Genomic DNA, 21043 nt, shown 5'->3' with positions numbered 1-21043 from the left:
AGCCACCTGCGTGAACGAGGCAAGGACATTGACCAAGCCAAGGGCCAGGATTGCAGCGATACTTCTCGCTGCGCTGTTGTGGCTTGCGGGGGGCGTAAGCGCGCAAGAACGCGAAGCGCGCTTCGGCGACGACAAGATGTCGGTCGAACTGGTTGCGGATGGCGCTCCCGTTCCCGGTGAGGAATGGCTCCTGGCGCTGCATTTCCAGCCGAGCGCACCGGAGTGGCACGGCTATTGGTCCAATCCCGGCGATGCGGGGCAAGGCATGGCGCTGACCCTGAACCTGCCCGAAGATTGGGATGCGGGCGAGCCGCTTTATCCGGTGCCAGATCGGCTGGTGATCAGCGGACTGATGAACCACATCTACGAAGCCGATTATGCGGTGCTCGTACCCGTGCAAGTCCCCGAGACCGCAGGGGTCATGAATATCGCACCGATCACGGGTTTCGTCGAATACCTCGCCTGCACCGATCGTATCTGCGTGCCGCAGGATGCCGATTTGTTCGTTCGCCAGGGTGGAGAATTCGGCAGTTGGCAGGCGCAGATTGCGCCGATGCTGGATAGCCCTGCCATGTTCGAGATTGCAGGCGAGCGCTTACGCATCGGGATACCGCTTCCCGCAGGTGCCGCATTCGGCGAGATGCATGTGTTTGTCGGGGAGCAGGAGCTGGGCGACGGACTGCGTCCGCAATATGCAGCCATCCAGACATTCATTCGCGAAGGCGATCTGCTGGTTGCCGAGATACCGCTTGCGCGGCCGGCAGGCGCGCTGCCCGATGAGGCGATGCTGTCGCAAGTCACCGGGATACTGTCATTCGGCGAGGGGCAGGGCGTGCGTTTTGTCGCGCAATCCGGCGATGTGCCGCTGGAAGGCGTGAAACCTTTGCGCCTGGGTGCACCCGAAGTCCCGGCACTGGGCTGGCTCATACTGGCGGCGCTCGCGGGCGGGCTGCTGCTCAACATCATGCCCTGCGTTTTCCCGATCCTGAGCCTCAAGGCGCTGGCGCTGGCTAAGGCAGGCTGTGACGAGAATTCGGCCAAGAGAGATGCACTGGCCTACACGGCAGGCGTGGTGATCGCCTGCGCCGCGCTGGGCGCGACATTGTTGTTGCTGCGCTCGGCGGGCGAGCAGGTCGGCTGGGCATTCCAGCTGCAGGAGCCCGGCGTCGTCGTCGCGCTGTTCCTGCTGGCGCTGGCGCTGACAGCCAATTTCCTCGGCAGTTTCGAGATTCCCGGCTTCGCGATTTCGGGCGACGCGCCCAGCCAGCGCGGCTCTTTCACGACCGGGCTGCTGGCAGCCTTCGTCGCGACACCATGCACCGGGCCATTCATGGCGACAGCGCTCGGCGCATCGCTGCTGCTACCGCCGCTCGAGGCGTTGACGCTATTTTTCGCGCTGGGCCTCGGACTCGCGCTGCCATTCCTCGCTGTCGGCTTCGTCCCGGCCTTGCGGCGGAGGCTGCCCAAGCCGGGCGTCTGGATGGAGACTTTCCGGCGCTGGATGGCGCTGCCGATGGGGCTCACCGCCCTGGCGCTTGGCTGGCTGGTGTGGCGATTGGGAGGCAGCTTCTACCTGATCGCGATGATGATCTGCGCACTCGTCTTGCTCGCGCTTCTTGCCTCGCTTGGACAGCGGCAGCGCAGGGGACAGGGCGGTGCGCGCCTCTATGGCTTTGCCGTGGGTGCGATTGTGATTTTCGCCATCTTCTTCATCCCGCAACCCGATCCAAGTGAAGGGAGGCCCGCCTCCGCACAAAGCATTCTCGCGCCGCAGGAATTCAGCGCGGCGGCGCTTGCCGCGGCGCGCACATCGGGCAAGCCGGTATTCGTCTGGTTCACCGCCGACTGGTGCGTGACCTGCAAAGTCAACGAGCGCGTGGCGATCGAGCGCGAGGCAACGCTCTCCGCCTTCGAAGACGCTGGCGTAGTTTCGCTGCGCGGAGATTTTACCCGGCGGGATCCGGAAATTGCCCAGTTCCTGGCTGACCAAGGCGCGGCCGGCGTGCCGTTATACCTGTGGTACGAGCCAGGCAGTGAAGCACGGCAATTGCCGCAGGTGCTTACTCCGGATTCGCTGGTCGATCGGGCGCGTCGCTAGGCTGGCCTTCCGCCGCTGCGCGGCAGGCGTCGATCAATCGTGCGGGAGCATTGCTGGCATTCAGCCTGAGCGTACCGGCCCCCGGGATGGTCGCCTCTACGGCATTCCTGCCGGTGAGGACTTCGAGCCGGTCATTACCGACAGGAGTGCTGCCTTGCCAAAGCGTCGCCTCACCCATTTCGGTGGCATCCACCTTGAGCCGCGCAACATGTCCGTTCCCGATCAATGCCATGAAAGCCTTCGCCCCTTCATCGGCGGGAGCGTAGCGCGTGAATTGCACGTGCTCCCCTCCATCGGCCTCGATGCATGCCAAGGCAAAGAGGGGTTGCTCTCCGGGCTTGCCATAAAGAAGGCGCTGCGCGCTGGCCGCTTCGGCCCAGACAGCGCCCTGCGCATCGGGAGAGGGCAGGGGCGCGCTTGCCTGCGCGGATTTCTGGTCTGAAGCCGGTTTGCGATCGACATAATTTTCCGCCGCCGGCGGTTGGCAGCCCGCCAGCGTGATCGCCAATGCGAGAATCGGGAATCTAACCTGGGCGGCCCTCATGCTCACGCCACATAGTGATGAAGTCGCGCCGTGTCTTGGGGCCATAGGTCGCAAAGCTGGGGTTATTCTCCGCTCGGTGCGCCTCGCGTACATTATCGAGCTTGCGGCCGGCTAGTTTCTCGACATCAAGGCCATATACTTCGGCACCGTTGAGCCCGAAAATGCGCCGCTTGGCCTGCGCGGTGAGAGCGGGATAGCCGAATTTCTCCTGGTATTCCTCGCTGATTTCGAAGGCCCGGAACGCCTGGATCTGGTCTTGCGGGCTGCCATACCAGATGCTGTCTGTTCCCCACATGATGCGATCCTCGCCGAAGTATTTGAGCAGTTTACCCATGACATGCGCGGCCTCGTCGGGTCTGCCCATGAAATAGCGCCAGGTCGATCCAAGCTCGGCATAGAGATTGCCCTCGTTGGGCTTGAGGCCGACATCCTGGTGCGCCTTGATCAGCCGGTCGATACCTGCGGGGCTTTCGGGTCTATAGGCACCCTCGGTGACCTGTCCCGGCTCGAAGCCGGAGTGATAGACCAAGAAGGTCAGGTCCGGATTCTGGACGGCAGCGCGGCCCATGTCGCGCGGGTCGGAATAAGCATATTCGAGGCCGTAAAGCGGCACTCCTTTGTGGACAGCGATAGTGGTGACGCCCAGCCGCCGCGCTTCTTCGAAAGCGCGATCCGCATAGTCGCTCTGGTCGAGGAAGAAGCCTTTCCCGTCCGGTCCCCACTGCGGATACATCTTCCAAGCATCGACTTTGTGGACCTTCGCCTTCTCTTCCATAGATTCAAGATGGCCCGGATCGTTGGGCAAGAGACCGCCGTGGATCAGGCAGCGCGCCCTCCCATTGCTATTGGCCCCGCCGATCGCTTCGATGATCTCGCGCGCTTCGGCGGCGTAGTGCGTGGGCGTGGGATTGCTCTTCTGGCTACCCCATAGCGCGCTTACCACCGCGACATCGGTATCGCTGTCGAGATAGACTTCCTTGGCGAGCGTCTGCGCCGAATAGCAATCATACTGCCCCGCTTCGCACTTCTGCGCCTGGCCGAAGGCTTGCGAGAGTGCTGCTTGCCAGATCTGCCCGTCCTTGCCCACGGCCCATGCGCCGGAGGGATCCACACAATGTGTCTGCACATCGAAGATGAACTCGTCGCCGGTAAGGACGCTGTCAGCAGCCGCTTCGTCGAGACCGGCTTCCGCGGGCAGGGCATAGCGACCGCCTGCATCGGGATTGGCCGAGTTGCAGGCGGCGAGGGTGGCGGCAGCCCCCGCACTGGAAGTCAGGAATGCGCGCCTGCCAAGCCCTAGTCTCCGTGAATTCTCGTCCGCGGCTTCATGCGCGAGTGCATTGGCGCGCTGTTGGCGCGGCGTGAGCGACAGCGGAAAGAACTCGCCATTGCTGGTTTCGTCGATGCGGATGGGAAGGCGCGTGCCTTCAGGATCGAGATCGTGTTTCATGCGCAGCCTCCCTCTCTTTCGAGAAAGCTACCCGATCATGAGGTATTGGCAAATCGGCTTCGGCAAAGAGGTGCTGGGGGTGGATGGGCAGCTACCGTCCCTACTTCCGCTGCGTTCGGCCATACCGCATCTTGCGCGTGCCGGGCTTGCCTTCGGTCGCGCGGCCAATGAGCGGCGCTTTCTTCTCGCCATCGGGAATGCCGAGCTCGTCATTTTCTAGACGGCGGATTTCATCGCGCAGGCGGCCGGCTTCCTCGAACTCGAGGTCGGCGGCGGCTTCCCGCATGCGTTTCTCCAGGTCCTCGATGTAGGCGCGCAAATTGTGGCCGACTAAGTTGTTGACCTCGTCATCACCCGTATCGACCACCACGCCATCGCGGCTGGCGGCATGCGCGACGATATCGGCTATATCGCGCTTGATTGTCTGCGGGGTGATCCCGTTTTCCTCGTTGAATTCGCGCTGCTTTTCGCGGCGGCGATCGGTTTCGGCAATGGCGCGTTCCATGCTGCCGGTGATCCGGTCAGCATAAAGGATCACTTTGCCATCGACATTGCGCGCTGCGCGGCCGATCGTCTGGATGAGGCTGGTCTCTGAACGAAGGAAACCTTCCTTGTCGGCATCGAGGATACAGACCAGACCGCATTCAGGAATGTCGAGCCCTTCGCGCAGCAAGTTGATTCCGACGAGCACATCGTAGACGCCGAGCCTGAGGTCGCGGATCAGTTCGATCCGTTCGAGCGTTTCGACATCGGAGTGCATGTAGCGAACCCTGAGGCCCGCCTCGTGCATGAATTCCGTGAGATCTTCGGCCATCCTCTTGGTGAGCGTAGTGACGAGCGTGCGATAACCCTTGGCCGCGGTTTGGCGGCATTGTTCGATGCAGTCCTGCACCTGGTCTTCGACCGGGCGAATCTCTACCGGCGGATCGATCAGGCCGGTCGGGCGGATGACCTGCTCGGCGAAGACGCCGCCGGTCTGCTCCAGTTCCCACGACCCGGGAGTAGCAGAAACGCAGAAGGTTTGCGGACGCATCGCGTCCCATTCGTTAAAGCGCAGCGGACGGTTGTCGATACAGCTGGGCAGGCGGAAGCCGTATTCCGCCAGCGTGATCTTGCGGCGATGATCGCCCTTCGACATCGCGCCGATCTGCGGCACGGTCTGGTGGCTTTCGTCGACGAATAGCAGCGCGTTTTCCGGCAGGTATTCGAACAGCGTGGGCGGAGGCTCGCCGGGTAGCCGCCCGGTTAGGAAGCGGCTGTAGTTTTCGATCCCCGCACACGAACCGGTCGCAGCGATCATTTCAAGGTCGAAATTGGTGCGCTGCTCGAGGCGTTGATGTTCGAGCAGTTTTCCCTCCGCTTCAAGTTCCTTGAGCCGCTCCTGCAGCTCGAACTTAATCGCTTCGGTGGCCTGCTTCATCGTCGGGCCGGGGGTGACGTAATGCGAATTGGCGTAAACGCGCACCTTGTCGAGGCTCGCGCCCTTCTTGCCCGTGAGCGGATCGAATTCGCTGATATCCTCGATCTCGTCACCGAAGAAGCTGATCCGCCACGCCATGTCTTCATAATGCGAAGGAAACAGTTCGAGACTGTCGCCGCGCACCCGGAAACAGCCGCGCGCAAAGGCCGTGTCATTGCGTTTATACTGCAGCGCGACGAGTTTGCGGATCAGCTCCCGCTGGTCGACCGTGTCGTCCTTTTTGATGTCGAACACCATCGCGGAATAGGTCTCGACCGAACCGATGCCATAAAGGCAGGATACCGACGCCACGATGATCACGTCATCGCGCTCCAGAAGTGCGCGTGTGGCCGAATGACGCATCCGGTCGATCGCCTCGTTCACCGAGCTTTCCTTCTCGATGTAGGTATCGCTGCGCGGCACATATGCTTCGGGCTGGTAGTAATCGTAGTAGCTAACGAAATACTCGACCGCATTGTTCGGGAAAAAGCTCTTGAATTCGCCATAGAGCTGCGCGGCGAGGATCTTGTTGGGTGCGAGCACAAGGGCAGGGCGCTGCAATTCCTCAATCACCTTGGCCATGGTGAAAGTCTTGCCTGAGCCGGTTACGCCCAGCAGGACTTGGGTCTGCTCATCGTCGCGGGCGGCTGCGACCAGTTCCTTGATAGCGGTCGGCTGGTCCCCGGCTGGCTCATAGTCCGAGACGATCTCGAATTTGCGCCCGCCCATGGATTTCTCCGGGCGTGCGGGCTTGTGGGGGACGAACTCGCCCGAAGTGTCCGGCTCTTCGAGCCCCCTGCGAATTACGAGTTCAGCCATTGCGCACATATGGGGAACAAATGCCGGGTTCGCAACGGGCGGTTTGCAGTGCGTCCCCACAATGGTAGCGTGCCACCGTTTCCACGTTGGAGGGTCACGCGATGAATTACAGAATGGCACTTGTTCCGGTGATGGCAGCTGCGCTCGGCGCGTGCGGCAGCGATCCGGTCGATACCAATGCCGATGGCGAGATCTCGGTTGCCGAGGCCGCGGCCCGCGCCGAAGCGAGCGGGATGAAGCCGCTTGCAGGTGAGTACAAGGTCACCGTCGAAGTCCTAGAGGTCAATATTCCCGGTGCGCCTGCCGATATGGCAGACATGATGCGCAATGCCATGGGCAGCAGTTCACACACCTATTGCATGACGCAGGAAGAGGTCGACAAGGGTTTCGAGGAGATGGCTCGCCAGTCGCAGGAAGGGCAGGACTGCAGCTTCGAACGGTTCGAAGTCGATGGCGGAGAAATCGACGGCAAGATGATCTGCAATGTCGATGGCCAGGGCAGCATGACCATGACCATGAAGGGCACCGGAGGCGAGACGCGCTCGGAAATGGACATGACGATGCAAGGCAATGTCGCCGGCATGGGTGACATGACCATGCGCATGAAGACCACGCATGAGCGCCAGGGCGATTGTGCATAGGGAGTCTGGCGGACAGGTTTGCAACCGATGATCCGTGAGCGCGTTCGCCTCGCTAGCCAAAAGCACGACGGGACCAGTGTCCCGCCTTCGCGCGCGCGATTTCTTGGCGAGGCGAGTTATGCGTTCTCGCCGCTGGCCATCCGGCTGGGCCGGCGTCCCGAAGTTGCTCCAAGCGATCGGCAGCGATCGGTCCTCATCCTGCCGGGGTTCCTCGCACATCCCGTATTGACCCGGTATCTCGGGCAACAGGTAGCGCGCGCCGGTCATCGCACGGCGCAATGGCAGCTGGGCGTGAACTTCGGTCCAAGCGAAGCGCGCATGGCAGGAATGGAGCGGCAAGTCCTCGAATTGCAGGAACTCCACTGCGAACCGGTGGTCCTGCTCGGCTGGAGCCTGGGGGGTATCTATGCGCGCGAGATAGCCAAGCGGCAGCCCGAAGCCGTCGCCAAGGTGATCACGATGGGTTCGCCGTTTTCGGGAAATAGACGTTCAAACAACGCCTGGCGCCTATACCAGTTCGTGACGGGCCATTCGGTCGATGCGCCGCCAATCGAAGCCGAGCTGCATGTAAAGCCGCCTGTTCCCACAACAGCAATCTGGAGCCCGCGTGACGGTATCGTCAGCCCGCGTTCGGCTTGCGGCCGGCCCGGCGAGCGCGACCGGGCAATAGCGCTGCGGTGCACCCATATGGGATTTTCCTACGCCCCCGAGTCAATAAATGCTGTCCTCTCGGAACTCGAAAGCGATTGAACCTTTATCAGTGGGAGTGCACAGTTCGCTTTCGGGTGGGCAACAGGACAGCCTTTTTCGCCTACCGCTTGGGGATTCATGACCGGTCATTCTGACCATTTCGACGAAATGCATGGTGCTGACGGATCCATCCGTTCGGCCTACACGCAATATGGCCAGTGGTTTGACGAGCAGGATCCGGCTGCGCTGCGGCGCAAGCATGGCGAGGCCGAGTCCAACTTCCGCAAGACCGGCATCACCTTCAACGTATATGGTGACGATGAAGCAGAGGAACGGCTGATCCCGTTCGACATGGTTCCGCGTATCATTTCGGCGAGTGAATGGCGCAGGCTCACGCGAGGGATCGAGCAGCGCGTAAGCGCGCTCAATGCGTTTATGCATGACCTCTATCATCGCCAGGAGATCATCCGCGCGGGAAGACTTCCTGAGCGGCTCTTGCGTGATAATGCGGCATGGCTCGCCAATATGGTGGGCTTCACTCCACCCGGCGGCGTCTACACCCATATCGTCGGGATCGATCTGGTTCGCACGGGTCCCGACGAATTCTACGTTCTTGAAGACAATGCGCGCACCCCTTCGGGCGTGTCGTACATGCTTGAAAATCGTGAGACGATGATGCGCATGTTCCCGGAACTGTTCCTGCGTGCCCCGATCGAAACTGTTTCCAATTACCCCCGCCGCCTCGCCAAGAGCCTGGCTGCCTGCGCGCCTCCGAAGACAGATGGTGACCCCGTCGTCGCGGTGCTGACGCCGGGAATCTATAACTCGGCCTATTTCGAACACGCCTTCCTGGCTGACCAGATGGGTGCCGAACTGGTCGAAGGTAGTGACCTGCGCGTAATCGACGGACGGGTTGCCATGCGAACCACGCGCGGTTTCCAGCCGGTCGATGTGATCTATCGACGTGTGGACGACGAATTCCTCGATCCGCTGACGTTCAACCCTGATAGCGTGCTCGGTGTGCCAGGTATCATGGACGTCTATCGTGATGGCGGGATCACGATCGCCAATGCACCGGGGACGGGAGTCGCCGATGACAAGGCGATCTATTCCTTCATGCCTGAAATCGTCGAGTTCTACACCGGTGAGAAACCGCTGCTCCCCAATGTCGAAACGCACCGCTGCGCCGACAAGGAGACGCTTCAGTATGTACTCGATAACCTTGCCGAACTGGTGGTGAAAGAAGTCCATGGTTCAGGCGGCTACGGCATGCTGATCGGTCCGACATCCTCCAAGAAGGAGCTAGAGGATTTCCGCAAGAAGCTTACCGCGCATCCTGAGAATTATATCGCGCAACCCACTCTTTCGCTCTCCACTTGTCCGATCCTGACCAAGCAGGGCCTCGCGCCGCGCCATGTCGACCTGCGCCCCTTCGTTCTCGTATCTCCCGACAAGATCGAGATCACTCCGGGCGGTCTGACGCGCGTCGCGCTCAAGAAGGGCTCACTGGTGGTCAATTCGAGCCAGGGCGGCGGCACCAAAGACACATGGGTGCTCAAAGACTGATGGCGGGCGCTCACTCATGCTAGGCCGGACTGCCAATGGCCTTTTCTGGATGTTCCGCTACCTGGAACGTTCGGAAAACGCCGCGCGCTTGATAGATGCAGGCCTGAGGATGTCTCTTACTCGGGACGAGGAAGCAGCCGAAGCCGAGTGGCGCTCGGTTATCGAGACGTCGGGACAGCGCGCACAATATGAGGCGCATCACGGTAGTTACACCGGGGTGCAGGCCTGGAACTACCTGCTGCGCGAGAAAAACAATCCGGCAAGCGTGCGCAGCATGCTGGGGCAGGTGCGGACAAACGCACGGCTCGCCCGAAACGTCATCAGCGACGAGCTGTGGGAAGCGGTCAACGAGAGCTGGATGCAGATCGACGAGCAAATGTCTCGTCCAGTGGGTCAGAATTCTGTTGGCGACGTCGTCGCGATGATCAGGCTGGCAGGGACTCGGACCCACGGCGCCATGGCCGGCACCTTGCTGCGCGACGAAGGCTTCCATTTCGCGCGCGCCGGGACAATGATCGAGCGCGCCGACAGCATATCGCGCATCCTCGATATCAAATATTACTTGCTTTTGCCCTCGCTATCCTACGTTGGATCGAGTCTCGATACGGGCCAATGGGACAACATCCTGCGCTCGGTATCGGGGGACCGCGCCTACACTTCTGTCTATGGCGGTCAGATGGATTCTCGGAAAATCATCGAGTTCCTCGTCCTAGATGATCGTTTTCCACGCAGTTTGGCCTTCTGTCACAGCGACCTTCGCCAGAACCTTGCCGCACTCGCACTGCTCCATGGCAAAGAGGGCGCATCGAACGAACTGATGCGCGAGTCCGATATCCGGCTGACCGACCTGACAGTCGACAAGCTATTCGAGATTGGCCTTCATCAGTTCCTGGTGGAGTTCAGTTCTACTAATGCCGCGATCGCCCAGGCGATTGCCGAAGATTATCGGTTCCTCGCCTGATCCATGCGCCTCTCGATCCGCCATACCACTCGCTATTCCTACTCGCAGCCGGTCGTGCACGCGTTGCAACGATTGCGGCTTACCCCGAAGCACACACAGGGTCAGGAAATCCTGGAGTGGAACATGGAATATCAGAACGCGACAGCCGAGCTGGAGTATGACGATCATCACTTCAATACCGTCACGCTGCTCTCGCTCGAACCCGACACCACCGAGGTGGTGGTCACATGTAGCGGGGTCGTGGACACTGAAGACAATGCCGGGGTGATCGGCCAACATTCTGGCCACATGCCCCTTTGGAGCTTCCTGAGCCAGACGCCGTTGACAAAACCCGGGCCGACTATTCGAGCGATGGTCAAGGAAGTCGAGCAGGAAACACAGGACAAGCTCGAGCAACTGCACGCAATGTCGAGCGCTGTGCTCGGCAAGGTTGACTACCGCATCGGTACAACCAACGTGACCACCACTGCCGAGCAGGCTGCCGAGGCTGCCAGCGGGGTATGCCAGGACCATGCGCACATCTTTATCGGCGGCGCACGCCTGCTTAATATCCCGGCCCGCTATGTCAGTGGCTACTTGATGATGAATGACCGCATCGACCAAGAGGCGACGCACGCCTGGGCCGAGGCCTTTATCGAAGGGCTGGGCTGGGTCGGCTTTGATATCTCTAACGGAATCAGCCCTGATGCGCGTTATGTCCGCGTTGCAACCGGATGCGATTACCGCGACGCCGCGCCGATCACTGGCATCAGCTTTGGGGCGAGTGCCGAAGTTCTGCAGGTCAACGTCGCAGTGGAACAGCAGCAACAACAGTGATTCTGCCGGCCAACAATGTTGGCAGGGCATGAGCGCTTGGCTAAAGGCGCGCGCCTGAGCGCGAAGCGCGGAACAGAGGAATAGTATGACGTATTGTGTGGGAATGGTGCTCGACAAGGGGCTGGTGTTGATGAGTGATACCCGCACCAATTCAGGCGTCGACAATATCTCCGTCTTCCGGAAGATGTTTTATTGGCAAGTGCCGGGAGACCGTATGATCTCGGTCATGACGGCGGGCAATCTGGCGACCACGCAGGCGGTTATCGGCCAGCTCGAGGAACGAACCAAAGCGCCCGAAGATCGGGACAACGTTCTCCTCAAGGCGGGTACCATGTTCCAGGTCGCAACCGAGATCGGCAAGCTGTTGCGCTCGACAGTGCAAGCGACCCAGAGCTCAAACGGGGAGAAGGGTAAGGGACGCTTCACTGCCTCCATTATCCTCGCCGGGCAGATTGCCGGAATGGAGCCGCGTCTGTTCCTGATCTACCCGGAAGGCAATTTTATCGAGGCGAGCTTCGACACGCCCTTCTTCCAGATCGGTGAGACCAAATACGGCCGCCCGATCCTGATCCGCGGCTATGATCGCGAAATGAGCTTTGAAGATGCCGTGAAGCTGCTGATGGTGAGCTTCGATTCAACGCTCAAAGCCAACCTCTCTGTAGGCCTGCCGCTCGACTTGCTGGTTCTCGGCCGCGACTCTTTCGAACCGGTCCATGAACGCCGCATCATGGCGGACGATCCCTATTTCACGGCGATATCATCAAGCTGGGGCGATGCGCTGCGAAATGCCTTCCATGCGTTGCCTGATTACAGTTTCGAACCTCCGGAATAGTACCTAGGGGCGGGGGCCTAAGCGCTCCTCCGGATAAGGGTTCTGGCCTAAATTCGCTCCAATTTGGTCCGAATCCAGTAGCTTAGCGCCGCGATCCATTGGCCCCGGCGGGTCCGCTATCCATCCAAATCCGTTTCAATCCGGCGTGATTGCGGCTGCTCGCCCTGCACAATGGTGTCCATGGAGAACAGGCGCACATTGCATATCGTTGATAGCTCGAGCCGGGTCAGGGCGGAACTCGCACGGATCGGGTTCAATCTCGGTCATCACGCGGAGGTTTACGGCAATCTGGCCGAATTTACGCACCATCCCCCGCGCAACGGGATCGTGCTGTTGCGCGATGATCCGCTTTCTCCGGCGCTCGAAGCCGTGATAGAGCAGCTGGCGCATTCGGACATCTGGCTTCCGGTGCTGGCGATGGATACCCAACCAAGCACCGCGCGGGTGGTTGCAGCCATCAAGGCGGGAGCCCTTGAATATCTCTCGCTGCCCATCGATTCAGCCTATCTGAGCCGAGTGCTCGCCAGTATTGCGGAGGAGGCTGAAGCCTACGGCAAGGCACGGCGCCGCATAATCGAAGCGCGCAACCGGATCACTTCGCTTTCGAACCGGGAGCGCGAGGTGCTCGATTGGCTCAGCCGTGGAAGCAGCAACAAGGTGATTGCTCGCGAGCTCGAAATCAGCCCGCGTACGGTCGAAATTCACCGCGCCAACATGATGTCGAAACTTGGCGCGAGCCATGCCGCCGATGCCGTGCGGCTCCGGATCGAAGCAGGTCTTGCGCAAGGAATGGAGTTTGGTTTGGGGCAGGGGCTGGACAAAGCATCTTGAAGGCGATGAGCCTTTCGGGTTCGCGGCTCTCCGGCAAACGGAGCGTCACTTGCAGTAGGCCGGTCCCTGTCCCTCCTGCAGGCTTCGTTCGAAATGGAAATGATCGTGGTGAGCGGTGTTGTAGTCAGGCCCGAGTACCGTCCCGAACCGCTTGCAGGCGCTCTGATGTACGATCCGCAGGAAACGGCGCTCGGCATTGGTGCCATCGTCCCAGTCGTGCTTCACGCTGATCCTGCGACCGTCTTCCAGCACAAAGGCGGCCACATCGATGGCTTCGGAGCGCGAGTGGGCTGAAAGTCGCGTGGTTCCCGCCACATTGCGGCAAGAATAGCTCCCCATGGTCTCGATCCTCGCCAGGCCGCTGCCGAGGTGCTGCCGCGCCGCACGGTCGACACCGAACCGTGTCCAGCCCGCGAACGTCTGCGCGATGGGGCAAGCCAGCGGACCGATATTCGTGATCGCTATGCTTCCGTCATCTCCCGAAAGCCGGTCAAGCTGCACTGTGCCAAGCTGGTGGCAGCCGGGTGCCAGATGCCGGTCGGGCAGGGCGGAAAAGCGTGCCCCCGCCTGCCCAAGGTCGGAAATACAAAGGCGCGCGCTTGTTGACCGCGTACCGATAGCGCCGGCTGAGTGAGATGGCAGGGTTGTTTGGCTTTGTGCAGGCCGCGGGGCAATGCCAGACTGCGGCACAGCGCCGCACGCCGTCAGTACGAAGAGAAGCCCAAACATTGCAAACCGGCTGAACATGGCAGGGATTGTCGCGCAAACATGGTTAATGAACCCCTAATTCCGGTTGCGACGAGTGTGATTATCCAAAGAGCCGGCAAAAAACTTGCGCTTCTTCGTTATTTCGCGTATTAGCTAAATACCAATGAACGATGTTTTTGACGCTCTTTCGCACCCGATCCGCCGTGAAGTGCTGACCTTGCTGAAAAGCGGGGGGAAGAGCGCGGGAGAGCTCGCAGAGCAGTTTCCCGTCTCCAAGCCGACCATGTCGGGCCATTTCACCAAGCTGAAATCGGCTGGGCTCATTTGCGGAGAACAGCGCGGCGGATCGATCATCTATACTCTCAACTTGTCGCTTCTCGAGGAAGCCTTGCTTGGTTTCGTCGATCGTATGGGAATCGATCCTGAAGGAGCGTCGCACCGGAATATCGGGGAGTCCGCATGAATATTCGTCCGCTTGCTATCGCATCGCTGATGCTGGCCGCGTCGCTGGCGATTTTCGCTTTTGTCACGGCTTCTCGCCTGCCCGCGGGCGCCGAATTGCCGATCCACTGGAACGCAGCCGGCGAGCCGGACGATTATGCACCCGCGCTCATGGCGCTGCTGATGCCGGTCGGTCTCGTACTGTTCGTGACTGCTCTTTTCGCGATCATTCCGCGGATCGAGCCGCTGCAGGAGAAGCTCGAAGGCTCTGCCCCGGTCCTGCGCGCAAGTTGGATCGGTGTCCTACTGCTCTGCGGTATCATCTCCTTGACCATTGGCCTGCCGGCCTACGGGATTTCATTGCCGATCAAGACCGTGTTTATCGCGACAGGCCTGTTGCTGGTGCTAATTGGCAATGCCCTTCCCAAAAGTAGGCCGGGATTTTTTGTCGGTATCCGCACGCCTTGGGCCATCATCGATACCGACAACTGGATTGCGACCCACCGCCTTGGTGGACGTCTTTTCATTATGGCAGGATTGGCGATCGTCCTTGCCGGGGTCCTGCCGATTGAGGCCGAAACGACAGCAATTGTGCTCATCTTGGCAGTCGCCGCCGCCGCGGTGATACCCTTCGTTTACAGCTGGTGGCTGTGGCGTCGGTCGAAGGATCTGTCAGCGTGACGGGGAATAGAATACGAAATTCAATGGTCGCTATAGTTGCTGCCATTGCCACTTGGAGCCCTCAAGTCATTGCACACGAAGCGCAGCAAGTGACGGTGCAGCACGAGGGTATCGTTGGTCCGCTTCATGGCACGCTCCTCGCGCATTTGGGTGCAGAGAATACCTCCGCAGTACTCATCATTCCCGGCTCCGGACCCACCAACAGAGATGGCAACAACACTCTTGGCGTACGAGCGTCCACCTACCGACTGCTGGCCGAAGCGCTGGCCAAGAAGGGGATCAGCAGCCTGCGGATCGACAAGCGCGGCATGTTCGCCAGCGTAGGTGCGGTGGCCGATGCCAATGATGTGACGGTTGGAGAATACGTTGCTGATACGCGCGCTTGGATCAGCAAGTTGCGCGAGGCGAGTGGGCAAGATTGCGTCTGGCTGCTGGGCCATAGCGAAGGCGGGTTGATCGCACTGGCCACAGTTGCAGCTGATCCTTCGGGCATATGCGGTCTTGTCATGGCGGCGTCTCCCGGAAGACCATTGGGAATGGCACTGCGCGAACAGCTCGAAGCCAATCCGGCCAATGCACCCATTCTGAAGCAGGCAGAAGCCGCGATATCTGCGCTTGAAAGAGGCGAGGATGTCTCGGTCCAAGACCTGCATCCCGCGCTGCTGCCGCTATTCGCACCGCAGGTTCAGGGATTCATGCGCAGCTTGTTGGCGCAGGATCCTGGCCGAATGCTGGCCGACTACAAGGGGCCTGCTTTGATCTTACAACCGGGAGAGGATTTGCAGACAGGCCTCGCCGAAGGCCAGGCGCTCGCAGCCGCCAATCCCGCTGCAAAGCTTGTGGTTCTTGAAAACGTCAATCATGTGCTCAAGCAGGTTCCCGCAGAAGATCGAGCAGCAAACCTTGCTACCTACGCCAATCCAGACTTGCCGCTCGCCGACGGTGTTGTGCAAGCGATCGCCGAATTCGTACTCGAGAACAGCTCTGGTTAGGGCAGTTCCTCCGCCACCTGTTCCCATAGCTCGATCTTGACGCCGTCCGGATCGAGCAGCCACGCGAATTTGCCGTAGCCCTCATCTGCTGTGTCTAGCACCTCGACGCCCTTGGCCTCGAGCTGCTCGACCATGCCATCGAGGTCATCAACCCGCAGGTTGATCATAAAGCCGCCTTTGCCGGGCTTGAGATATTCTTCGTCCTTGAAGTGGCTGATAAGCGAATAGGGATTGGGCTTCTTATCTTCCTCCCAAGCGAGTTGCGGGCCGTACTCGCCATCGACACCCAGCACATCACGATACCATGCCCGTGTCGCTTCGGGGTCTTTGGCGACGTAGAATACGCCGCCCAGTCCGGTAACCTTCGCCATCTCTTAACCTCCTGCTGCTCCTACTGCTCTTGCTGCACCTTGCATCGCAGCGCGGCGAGGCGCAACACGGACGCGATGAGCATGAGCTACATCCTGCTAACCGGACTGATGGCCGCCGCTTTTGCAGCGATCCACTTGTTTATCGGCAAGATTGCCCATTTCGAGCGCACACCGCGTAATGGCTGGTTGTCCTTTGCGGGCGGCGTGGCAGTCGCTTATGTGTTTCTTAATGTGCTGCCCGAACTGGGCGCGCATGGCGAAACTTTTGCCGATAGCCTCGATGCCCGGGCCGAGCGGGCCGAGGTATGGGTTTATGGATTGGCGCTGGCTGGCCTCTCACTGTTTTATGGTCTCGAGCGTGCGGTCAAAGGATCGCAGGAAGATCGCCGAGCGAGTAGTAGCCGAATGAGCGACCGAGTATTGCTGGCTCATGTTGCGAGCTTCGCTACGCTCAACCTCATCATCGGCTATCTCCTGGTCCACCGCGAAGACCCCACGCTTCCCGGTCTTTCGCTGTATTTCGTGGCGATGGCACTCCACTTCGCCACCGCCGATTTTGGCATGCGCTCCGATCACCGTGACGCTTACGACCGGTTGGGCCGCTGGATCATTGCGGTCGCGGTTTTAGCCGGCTGGGCGGTCGGCCTGCTGGTCGAATTGCCCAAGATTGCGATCGGCTGCCTATTCGCATTCGTTGCCGGCGGCGTGGTCCTCAACGTGATGAAAGAGGAACTGCCCGAGGATCGCAAAAGCCGCTTTCTGCCGTTCGCGCTTGGCGTCTTGGCATATGGCGCGCTGGTGTTTGGCAAGACTATGATTTAGCTGCTCAATACCCTGCAGCCTGCCCATCCTTGCGCATTTCGGTCGCCCCGATCAGCACGCCGGTTTCGGGATCGCGCGCGATGGCATTGTAGCCACCGAAGCTTCCATCGCCGTGAATTTCGACCTTGTGACCCATTGCGCGAAGGCGTTCGACAGTTGCGTCGGAGTAGCCGGGTTCGAGACGCAGAATGCCAAGAGGGTCCAACGTTGGACCTGTAAGCCCTTCGGTCGCCTCGCGACCGCCGGAGTGATAGATGCGCGCAGCATCGCCCGCTTCCTGCAAGTCCATACCGTAGTCTACAATATTGATCAGGACCTGCACATGGCCCTGCGGCTGCATATCGCCGCCCATCAGGCCGAGTGTCATGTAAGGCTCGCCGTCCTTCTTCACGAACGCCGGAATGATGGTGTGATAAGGCCGCTTGTTCGGCTCGTATGCGTTGGGATGATCAGGATCGAGACTGAAGAACTCGCCGCGATCCTGGAACATGAAGCCGAGCCCGTCCGGCACCAATCCGCCCCCCATGCCGCGGAAGTTGGACTGGATCAGGCTGACCATCATGCCTTCGCCATCGACAACTGTGAGGTAGGTCGTGTCGCCATCGCGCTCCATCTCCGGATTGCCAGGTCCGAACTCGGGTGAAGCCTTCTCAGGATCGATCAATGCAAAGCGCTCGGCGCCGTACTCGTCCGAGAGCAGTTCGTCTGGAAAGCGCTCGAAATCGGGATCAGCGTAGAAGCGCGCGGCATCGGCATACGCCAGCCGCTTCGCTTCGGTGAAGAGATGGACGAATTCCGCGCTGCCCCGGCTCCATTGCGCCGGATCGACATTCTTCAGGATATTGACCATTTGCAGCGCGGCAAAGCCCTGTCCGTTGGGTGGCAGCTCGCACAACTCGTATCCGTCGCGGTAATGCACGCATGCCGGATCGACCCACTCGGTACGATGCGCCGCGAAGTCTTCGAGTGTGTATGCGCTGCCTTGTCGCTGCAGGTAGTCGACCATGATGCGGGCGAGCGCGCCCTCATAGAACGCGTCGCGACCGTTACGCGCGAGGATCTCAAGCGTATTCCCCAGATCGGGATTGCGGAACATTTCTCCTGCTTTGGGAGGCTCACCATTGGCGAACCAGACCTTGCGCGCATTCTCGAACTCGAAGTCGTATATTTCCCGCCGGCGCTCATAGGCTGGTAGCGCATAGCCGAAGAACATGCCGATAGTCGGCGCGATCGGGTGGCCTTCGCGCGCGTAGCGGATCGTCGGCGCGAGATTGTCCGCCATCGAAAGCTTGCCGAAGCGCCCGTGCATCGTAAACCACGCGTCGACCGTTCCCGGGATCGTGACCGAGAGGTGGCCGACTGGCGGGATCGAGGTCTTGTCGCCGGGCAACTTCTCAGTCAGCTGTTCAAGCGTTTGTCCGCTCGGCGAGCGACCAGAGCCATTGATGCCATAAAGTTTCTCGGTCTTTGGATCGTAGATGATGGCGAACAGGTCCCCGCCGATACCATTGCCCGTGGGATGCATCAGCCCAGTTGCGGCGTTCGCGGCGATGGCAGCGTCAACCGCAGTCCCGCCTGCTTTCAGAATATCAATTGCCACCTGCGTAGCCAAAGCGTGCTCGGTAGCGGCCATGCCATTGCTCGCGATAACGGGGCTACGTGACCAGTTGGCCCCGGAAAGCCGTCCGCCGCCGCCAACTTGCTCCTCGATTGGGGGTAATTCGACAGCATCAGGTTCTGCACCCGGCTCATCCTGAGCAACGGCTGGCGCAACCAGCGCCAGCGAAGCCGCGAGTATCGTGAAGGTCTTGCGCATTATGCTCTCCTGTCCCTTTCCGCCCGTTCTAAGCCCATATCGCAGGGGGGCAAGTCGGTTGGAAAGTCCGCGCGAAATCCTACGCGATGGAGCACATGGAGCACTGTCCTGAGGCAGAAAAATCTTATGGTATTGAGGTTCTTGCGAGTCGCTAGCGGGAACGGACAAGAGCACGGGCTCATGGCGCTAATTTATGCCTCGCAGGTCATGTAGGAAATAGCGGCGCCGTGACGTAGAGAATCGCGTCCGTGCTTGGCAACAAGGCAGGTAGGTATGCGACAGTGCCCGCTCTAGCGGCAGCGTTATCAGGAGGACACATGGGCTATTTCATGTCTAAGCCAATACTCGTTCCTACACTATTTGCTCTAAGCGCGTGTAATCCGGCGCAGGAACAACCAATGCCGGCAGAGACAACTGCAACGGCAAATGCCACTGCCGAGGCCATTGAGGTGTGCGGCGCAGATGGCACGCGCTTCGCGTCCGACCGGGAAGCGCTCGATACCGGTCTCGATATGGCGCTATTTGGCGCGACAATGTGTCCGGAATACCAGATGCACCCAAGCTGGGATGCCGATCAGGACGGTTCGAACGACTGCTATAACGATCAGACCTGCGACGTAACAGTCGATTACACTGCGCCCAGACCCACCGAATAGCTCGCGTCAGGCGGCTTCGGATTTGCGCGACTGGCGCTTGCGCTCGTGCGGATCAAGGTAGCGCTTGCGCAGGCGGATCGTCTTGGGCGTCACTTCGACCAGCTCGTCATCCTGGATGTAGGCAATCGCCTGCTCCAGCGTCATCCGACGCGGCGGAGTGAGGCGCACGGCGTCATCCTTGCCGGTCGAGCGGAAATTCGTGAGCTGCTTCGACTTGAGGGGATTGACTTCGAGGTCCTGCGGCTTGGCATTCTCGCCAATGATCATGCCCTCGTAGAGCTTGTCGCCAGGCGAAACGAACAGCACGCCGCGATCCTCGAAGGCGTTGAGCGCGTAGGCGACCGCTTCGCCCTGTTCCATCGAGATCATTGCGCCGTTCTGGCGGCCTTCGATCTTGCCCTTGTAGGGGCCGTATTTCTCGAACAACCGGTTCATGATCCCGGTGCCGCGCGTATCGGAAAGGAATTCTCCGTGATAGCCGATCAGTCCTCGTGACGGAGCCGAGAAGGTGATGCGCGTCTTGCCCGAGCCGGAAGGGCGCATGTCGGTCATCTCTGCCTTGCGCAGCGCCATCTTCTCGACGACCGTGCCGGAATACTCGTCATCGACATCGACCACGACCGTTTCGTAAGGCTCTTCGCGGCCTTCAGGGCCATCGCGGAACAGTACGCGCGGTCGGCTGATCGAGAGTTCGAATCCTTCGCGGCGCATGGTTTCGATCAGTACGCCAAGCTGCAATTCGCCGCGGCCAGCGACTTCGAAGGCGTCCTTGTCGGCGCTTTCGGAGATACGAATGGCAACGTTGCCTTCGGCTTCGCGCTCTAACCGGTCACGAATGACGCGGCTTTGCACCTTGTCGCCTTCGCGGCCCGCATAGGGGCTGTCATTGACCGAGAAGGTCATGGCGAGTGTTGGCGGATCGATCGGCTGGGCAGCAATCGGCGCTTCGATGACCTGATCGCACAGCGTGTTGGAAACGGTCGCTTCGGTCAGCCCGGCGATGGCGACGATGTCGCCTGCCTTCGCGCTGTCGACCGGAACGCGCTCGAGACCTTCGTAAGCGAACACCTTGGTAGCGCGTCCCGCTTCGACCAACTTTCCGTGCACGTCGAGTGCCTTGATCGCCATGCCTGTTTCGAGGGTGCCGGATTCGATCCGCCCGGTGAGGATACGGCCCAAGAAGCTGTCACGATCAAGCAGCGTCGCCAACATCGAAAACGCGCCATCCTGGTCGAGGCCTGGGGCAGGGACGTGGCTGGTGATCAGTTCGAACAGGGGCAGCAGATCGCCATCGCGTGCTGCGGGATCTTCGCTGGCGAAACCGGAGCGTCCCGAGGCGTAAAGCACCGGAAAGTCGAGCTGTTCGTCATTGGCGTCGAGCGCGACGAACAGGTCGAACACCTCGTCGAGCACTTCTGCAGCGCGGGCATCGTGACGGTCGATCTTGTTGACGACTACGATTGGTCGCAGGCCAAGTCCGAGCGCCTTGCCGGTGACGAACTTGGTTTGCGGCATCGGGCCTTCGGCAGCATCGACCAGCAGGATCACGCCGTCGACCATCGAGAGGATACGCTCGACCTCGGCGCCGAAGTCGGCGTGGCCGGGCGTGTCGACGATGTTGATGTGATAATCAACGCCGCTGGCCGAAGTCCACTCGACGCTGGTCGGCTTGGCAAGGATAGTGATCCCGCGTTCCTTTTCCAGATCGTTCGAATCCATCGCACGCTCTTCCACGCGCTGGTTGTCGCGGAAAGTGCCGGATTGGCGGAACAGCTGGTCGACAAGAGTGGTCTTGCCATGGTCGACGTGGGCGATGATCGCCACGTTACGAAGATCGGACATGTGTGAG

20 protein-coding genes are annotated in these 21043 nt (G+C 60.3%); 13 read left to right on the top strand and 7 right to left on the bottom strand.

Going from position 1 to position 21043, the window contains the following annotated elements:
* The first annotated feature begins 28 nt into the window (after window positions 1-28).
* Window positions 29-2098, top strand: a complete 2070-nt coding sequence (locus tag ACEWMW_RS14320) for a protein-disulfide reductase DsbD family protein (protein WP_409414631.1) — start codon at window positions 29-31, stop codon at window positions 2096-2098.
* Here the strand turns inward: ACEWMW_RS14320 and ACEWMW_RS14315 are convergent.
* The 3 genes from ACEWMW_RS14315 to uvrB all read right to left on the bottom strand — a co-directional run bounded on the left by ACEWMW_RS14315 (window position 2061) and on the right by uvrB (window position 6370).
* Window positions 2061-2642 carry a hypothetical protein gene (locus ACEWMW_RS14315; protein WP_409414630.1) on the bottom strand — a complete coding sequence of 194 codons (582 nt, stop codon included), beginning with the start codon at window positions 2640-2642 and terminating at the stop codon, window positions 2061-2063. The two genes, ACEWMW_RS14320 and ACEWMW_RS14315, sit on opposite strands and share 38 nt — an antisense overlap.
* A complete protein-coding gene (locus tag ACEWMW_RS14310) occupies window positions 2623-4092 on the bottom strand; it encodes an amidohydrolase family protein (protein WP_409414629.1) in 1470 nt (489 codons plus the stop codon). Before ACEWMW_RS14310 ends, ACEWMW_RS14315 begins: the two co-directional genes overlap by 20 nt.
* A gap of 100 nt (window positions 4093-4192) precedes the next feature.
* Window positions 4193-6370: an excinuclease ABC subunit UvrB gene (uvrB, locus tag ACEWMW_RS14305; protein WP_409414628.1), complete on the bottom strand. Its 2178-nt coding sequence runs from the start codon at window positions 6368-6370 to the stop codon at window positions 4193-4195.
* Window positions 6371-6483: 113 nt separating this feature from the next.
* On the opposite strand from uvrB, the gene ACEWMW_RS14300 reads away from it, so the two are divergent.
* The 7 genes from ACEWMW_RS14300 (at window position 6484) to ACEWMW_RS14270 (ending at window position 12707) form a co-directional block, all read left to right on the top strand.
* Entirely contained in the window at window positions 6484-7011 is a 528-nt protein-coding gene (locus ACEWMW_RS14300; protein ID WP_409414627.1) for a DUF3617 domain-containing protein, read from the top strand.
* Window positions 7012-7038: 27 nt separating this feature from the next.
* The gene (locus tag ACEWMW_RS14295; protein ID WP_409414626.1) at window positions 7039-7761 is read left to right on the top strand and encodes an esterase/lipase family protein; all 723 of its coding nucleotides are present in this window, start codon (window positions 7039-7041) and stop codon (window positions 7759-7761) included.
* Window positions 7762-7839: 78 nt separating this feature from the next.
* Complete coding sequence (locus tag ACEWMW_RS14290; RefSeq protein WP_409414625.1) at window positions 7840-9267, top strand: circularly permuted type 2 ATP-grasp protein; 1428 nt, start codon at window positions 7840-7842, stop codon at window positions 9265-9267.
* Between the two features lie 16 nt (window positions 9268-9283).
* A complete protein-coding gene (locus ACEWMW_RS14285; RefSeq protein WP_409414624.1) occupies window positions 9284-10228 on the top strand; it encodes an alpha-E domain-containing protein in 945 nt (314 codons plus the stop codon).
* 3 nt (window positions 10229-10231) lie between these two features.
* A complete protein-coding gene (locus ACEWMW_RS14280) occupies window positions 10232-11044 on the top strand; it encodes a transglutaminase family protein (RefSeq protein ID WP_409414623.1) in 813 nt (270 codons plus the stop codon).
* A gap of 85 nt (window positions 11045-11129) precedes the next feature.
* Window positions 11130-11876 (top strand): peptidase, encoded by a 747-nt coding sequence (locus tag ACEWMW_RS14275; RefSeq protein WP_409414622.1) that lies wholly within the window; start codon window positions 11130-11132, stop codon window positions 11874-11876.
* Between the two features lie 171 nt (window positions 11877-12047).
* Window positions 12048-12707, top strand: coding sequence for a response regulator transcription factor (locus ACEWMW_RS14270; RefSeq protein WP_409414621.1), 660 nt, complete (start codon window positions 12048-12050; stop codon window positions 12705-12707).
* 45 nt (window positions 12708-12752) lie between these two features.
* Here the strand turns inward: ACEWMW_RS14270 and ACEWMW_RS14265 are convergent, their stop codons facing one another.
* Window positions 12753-13436 carry an extensin-like domain-containing protein gene (locus tag ACEWMW_RS14265; protein WP_409414620.1) on the bottom strand — a complete coding sequence of 228 codons (684 nt, stop codon included), beginning with the start codon at window positions 13434-13436 and terminating at the stop codon, window positions 12753-12755.
* 142 nt (window positions 13437-13578) lie between these two features.
* Between ACEWMW_RS14265 and ACEWMW_RS14260 the strand changes: the two genes are divergently transcribed.
* Genes ACEWMW_RS14260 through ACEWMW_RS14250 form a run of 3 tightly spaced genes read left to right on the top strand, consistent with a single transcriptional unit; the run spans window position 13579 to window position 15529 of the window.
* Complete coding sequence (locus tag ACEWMW_RS14260; RefSeq protein ID WP_409414619.1) at window positions 13579-13878, top strand: metalloregulator ArsR/SmtB family transcription factor; 300 nt, start codon at window positions 13579-13581, stop codon at window positions 13876-13878.
* Window positions 13875-14537 carry an SdpI family protein gene (locus ACEWMW_RS14255; RefSeq protein ID WP_409414618.1) on the top strand — a complete coding sequence of 221 codons (663 nt, stop codon included), beginning with the start codon at window positions 13875-13877 and terminating at the stop codon, window positions 14535-14537. The genes ACEWMW_RS14260 and ACEWMW_RS14255 overlap by 4 nt, the downstream gene beginning before the upstream one ends.
* Window positions 14534-15529, top strand: a complete 996-nt coding sequence (locus ACEWMW_RS14250) for an alpha/beta fold hydrolase (RefSeq protein ID WP_409414617.1) — start codon at window positions 14534-14536, stop codon at window positions 15527-15529. The genes ACEWMW_RS14255 and ACEWMW_RS14250 overlap by 4 nt, the downstream gene beginning before the upstream one ends.
* Here ACEWMW_RS14250 and ACEWMW_RS14245 read toward each other — a convergent pair.
* Window positions 15526-15900: a VOC family protein gene (locus ACEWMW_RS14245; protein WP_409414616.1), complete on the bottom strand. Its 375-nt coding sequence runs from the start codon at window positions 15898-15900 to the stop codon at window positions 15526-15528. The genes ACEWMW_RS14250 and ACEWMW_RS14245 overlap by 4 nt on opposite strands.
* Window positions 15901-15975: 75 nt before the next feature.
* Between ACEWMW_RS14245 and ACEWMW_RS14240 the strand changes: the two genes are divergently transcribed.
* Entirely contained in the window at window positions 15976-16722 is a 747-nt protein-coding gene (locus ACEWMW_RS14240; RefSeq protein ID WP_409414615.1) for a hypothetical protein, read from the top strand.
* A gap of 4 nt (window positions 16723-16726) precedes the next feature.
* On the opposite strand, the gene ggt is transcribed toward ACEWMW_RS14240, so the two are convergent.
* Complete coding sequence (gene ggt / locus ACEWMW_RS14235) at window positions 16727-18538, bottom strand: gamma-glutamyltransferase (protein ID WP_409414614.1); 1812 nt, start codon at window positions 18536-18538, stop codon at window positions 16727-16729.
* A gap of 398 nt (window positions 18539-18936) precedes the next feature.
* Here ggt and ACEWMW_RS14230 point away from each other — a divergent pair, with 398 nt between their 5' ends.
* A complete protein-coding gene (locus tag ACEWMW_RS14230) occupies window positions 18937-19194 on the top strand; it encodes a hypothetical protein (protein WP_409414613.1) in 258 nt (85 codons plus the stop codon).
* Between the two features lie 6 nt (window positions 19195-19200).
* Here ACEWMW_RS14230 and typA read toward each other — a convergent pair whose 3' ends face one another.
* Window positions 19201-21036, bottom strand: coding sequence for a translational GTPase TypA (gene typA / locus ACEWMW_RS14225; protein WP_409414612.1), 1836 nt, complete (start codon window positions 21034-21036; stop codon window positions 19201-19203).
* Window positions 21037-21043: the final 7 nt, after the last annotated feature.

It is taken from the genome of Litorerythrobacter xanthomarinus, assembly GCF_046254955.1.
In the GTDB taxonomy this organism is placed as follows: Bacteria; Pseudomonadota; Alphaproteobacteria; order Sphingomonadales; family Sphingomonadaceae; genus Qipengyuania_C.
This window is presented reverse-complemented; position numbering and strand designations above follow the sequence as displayed.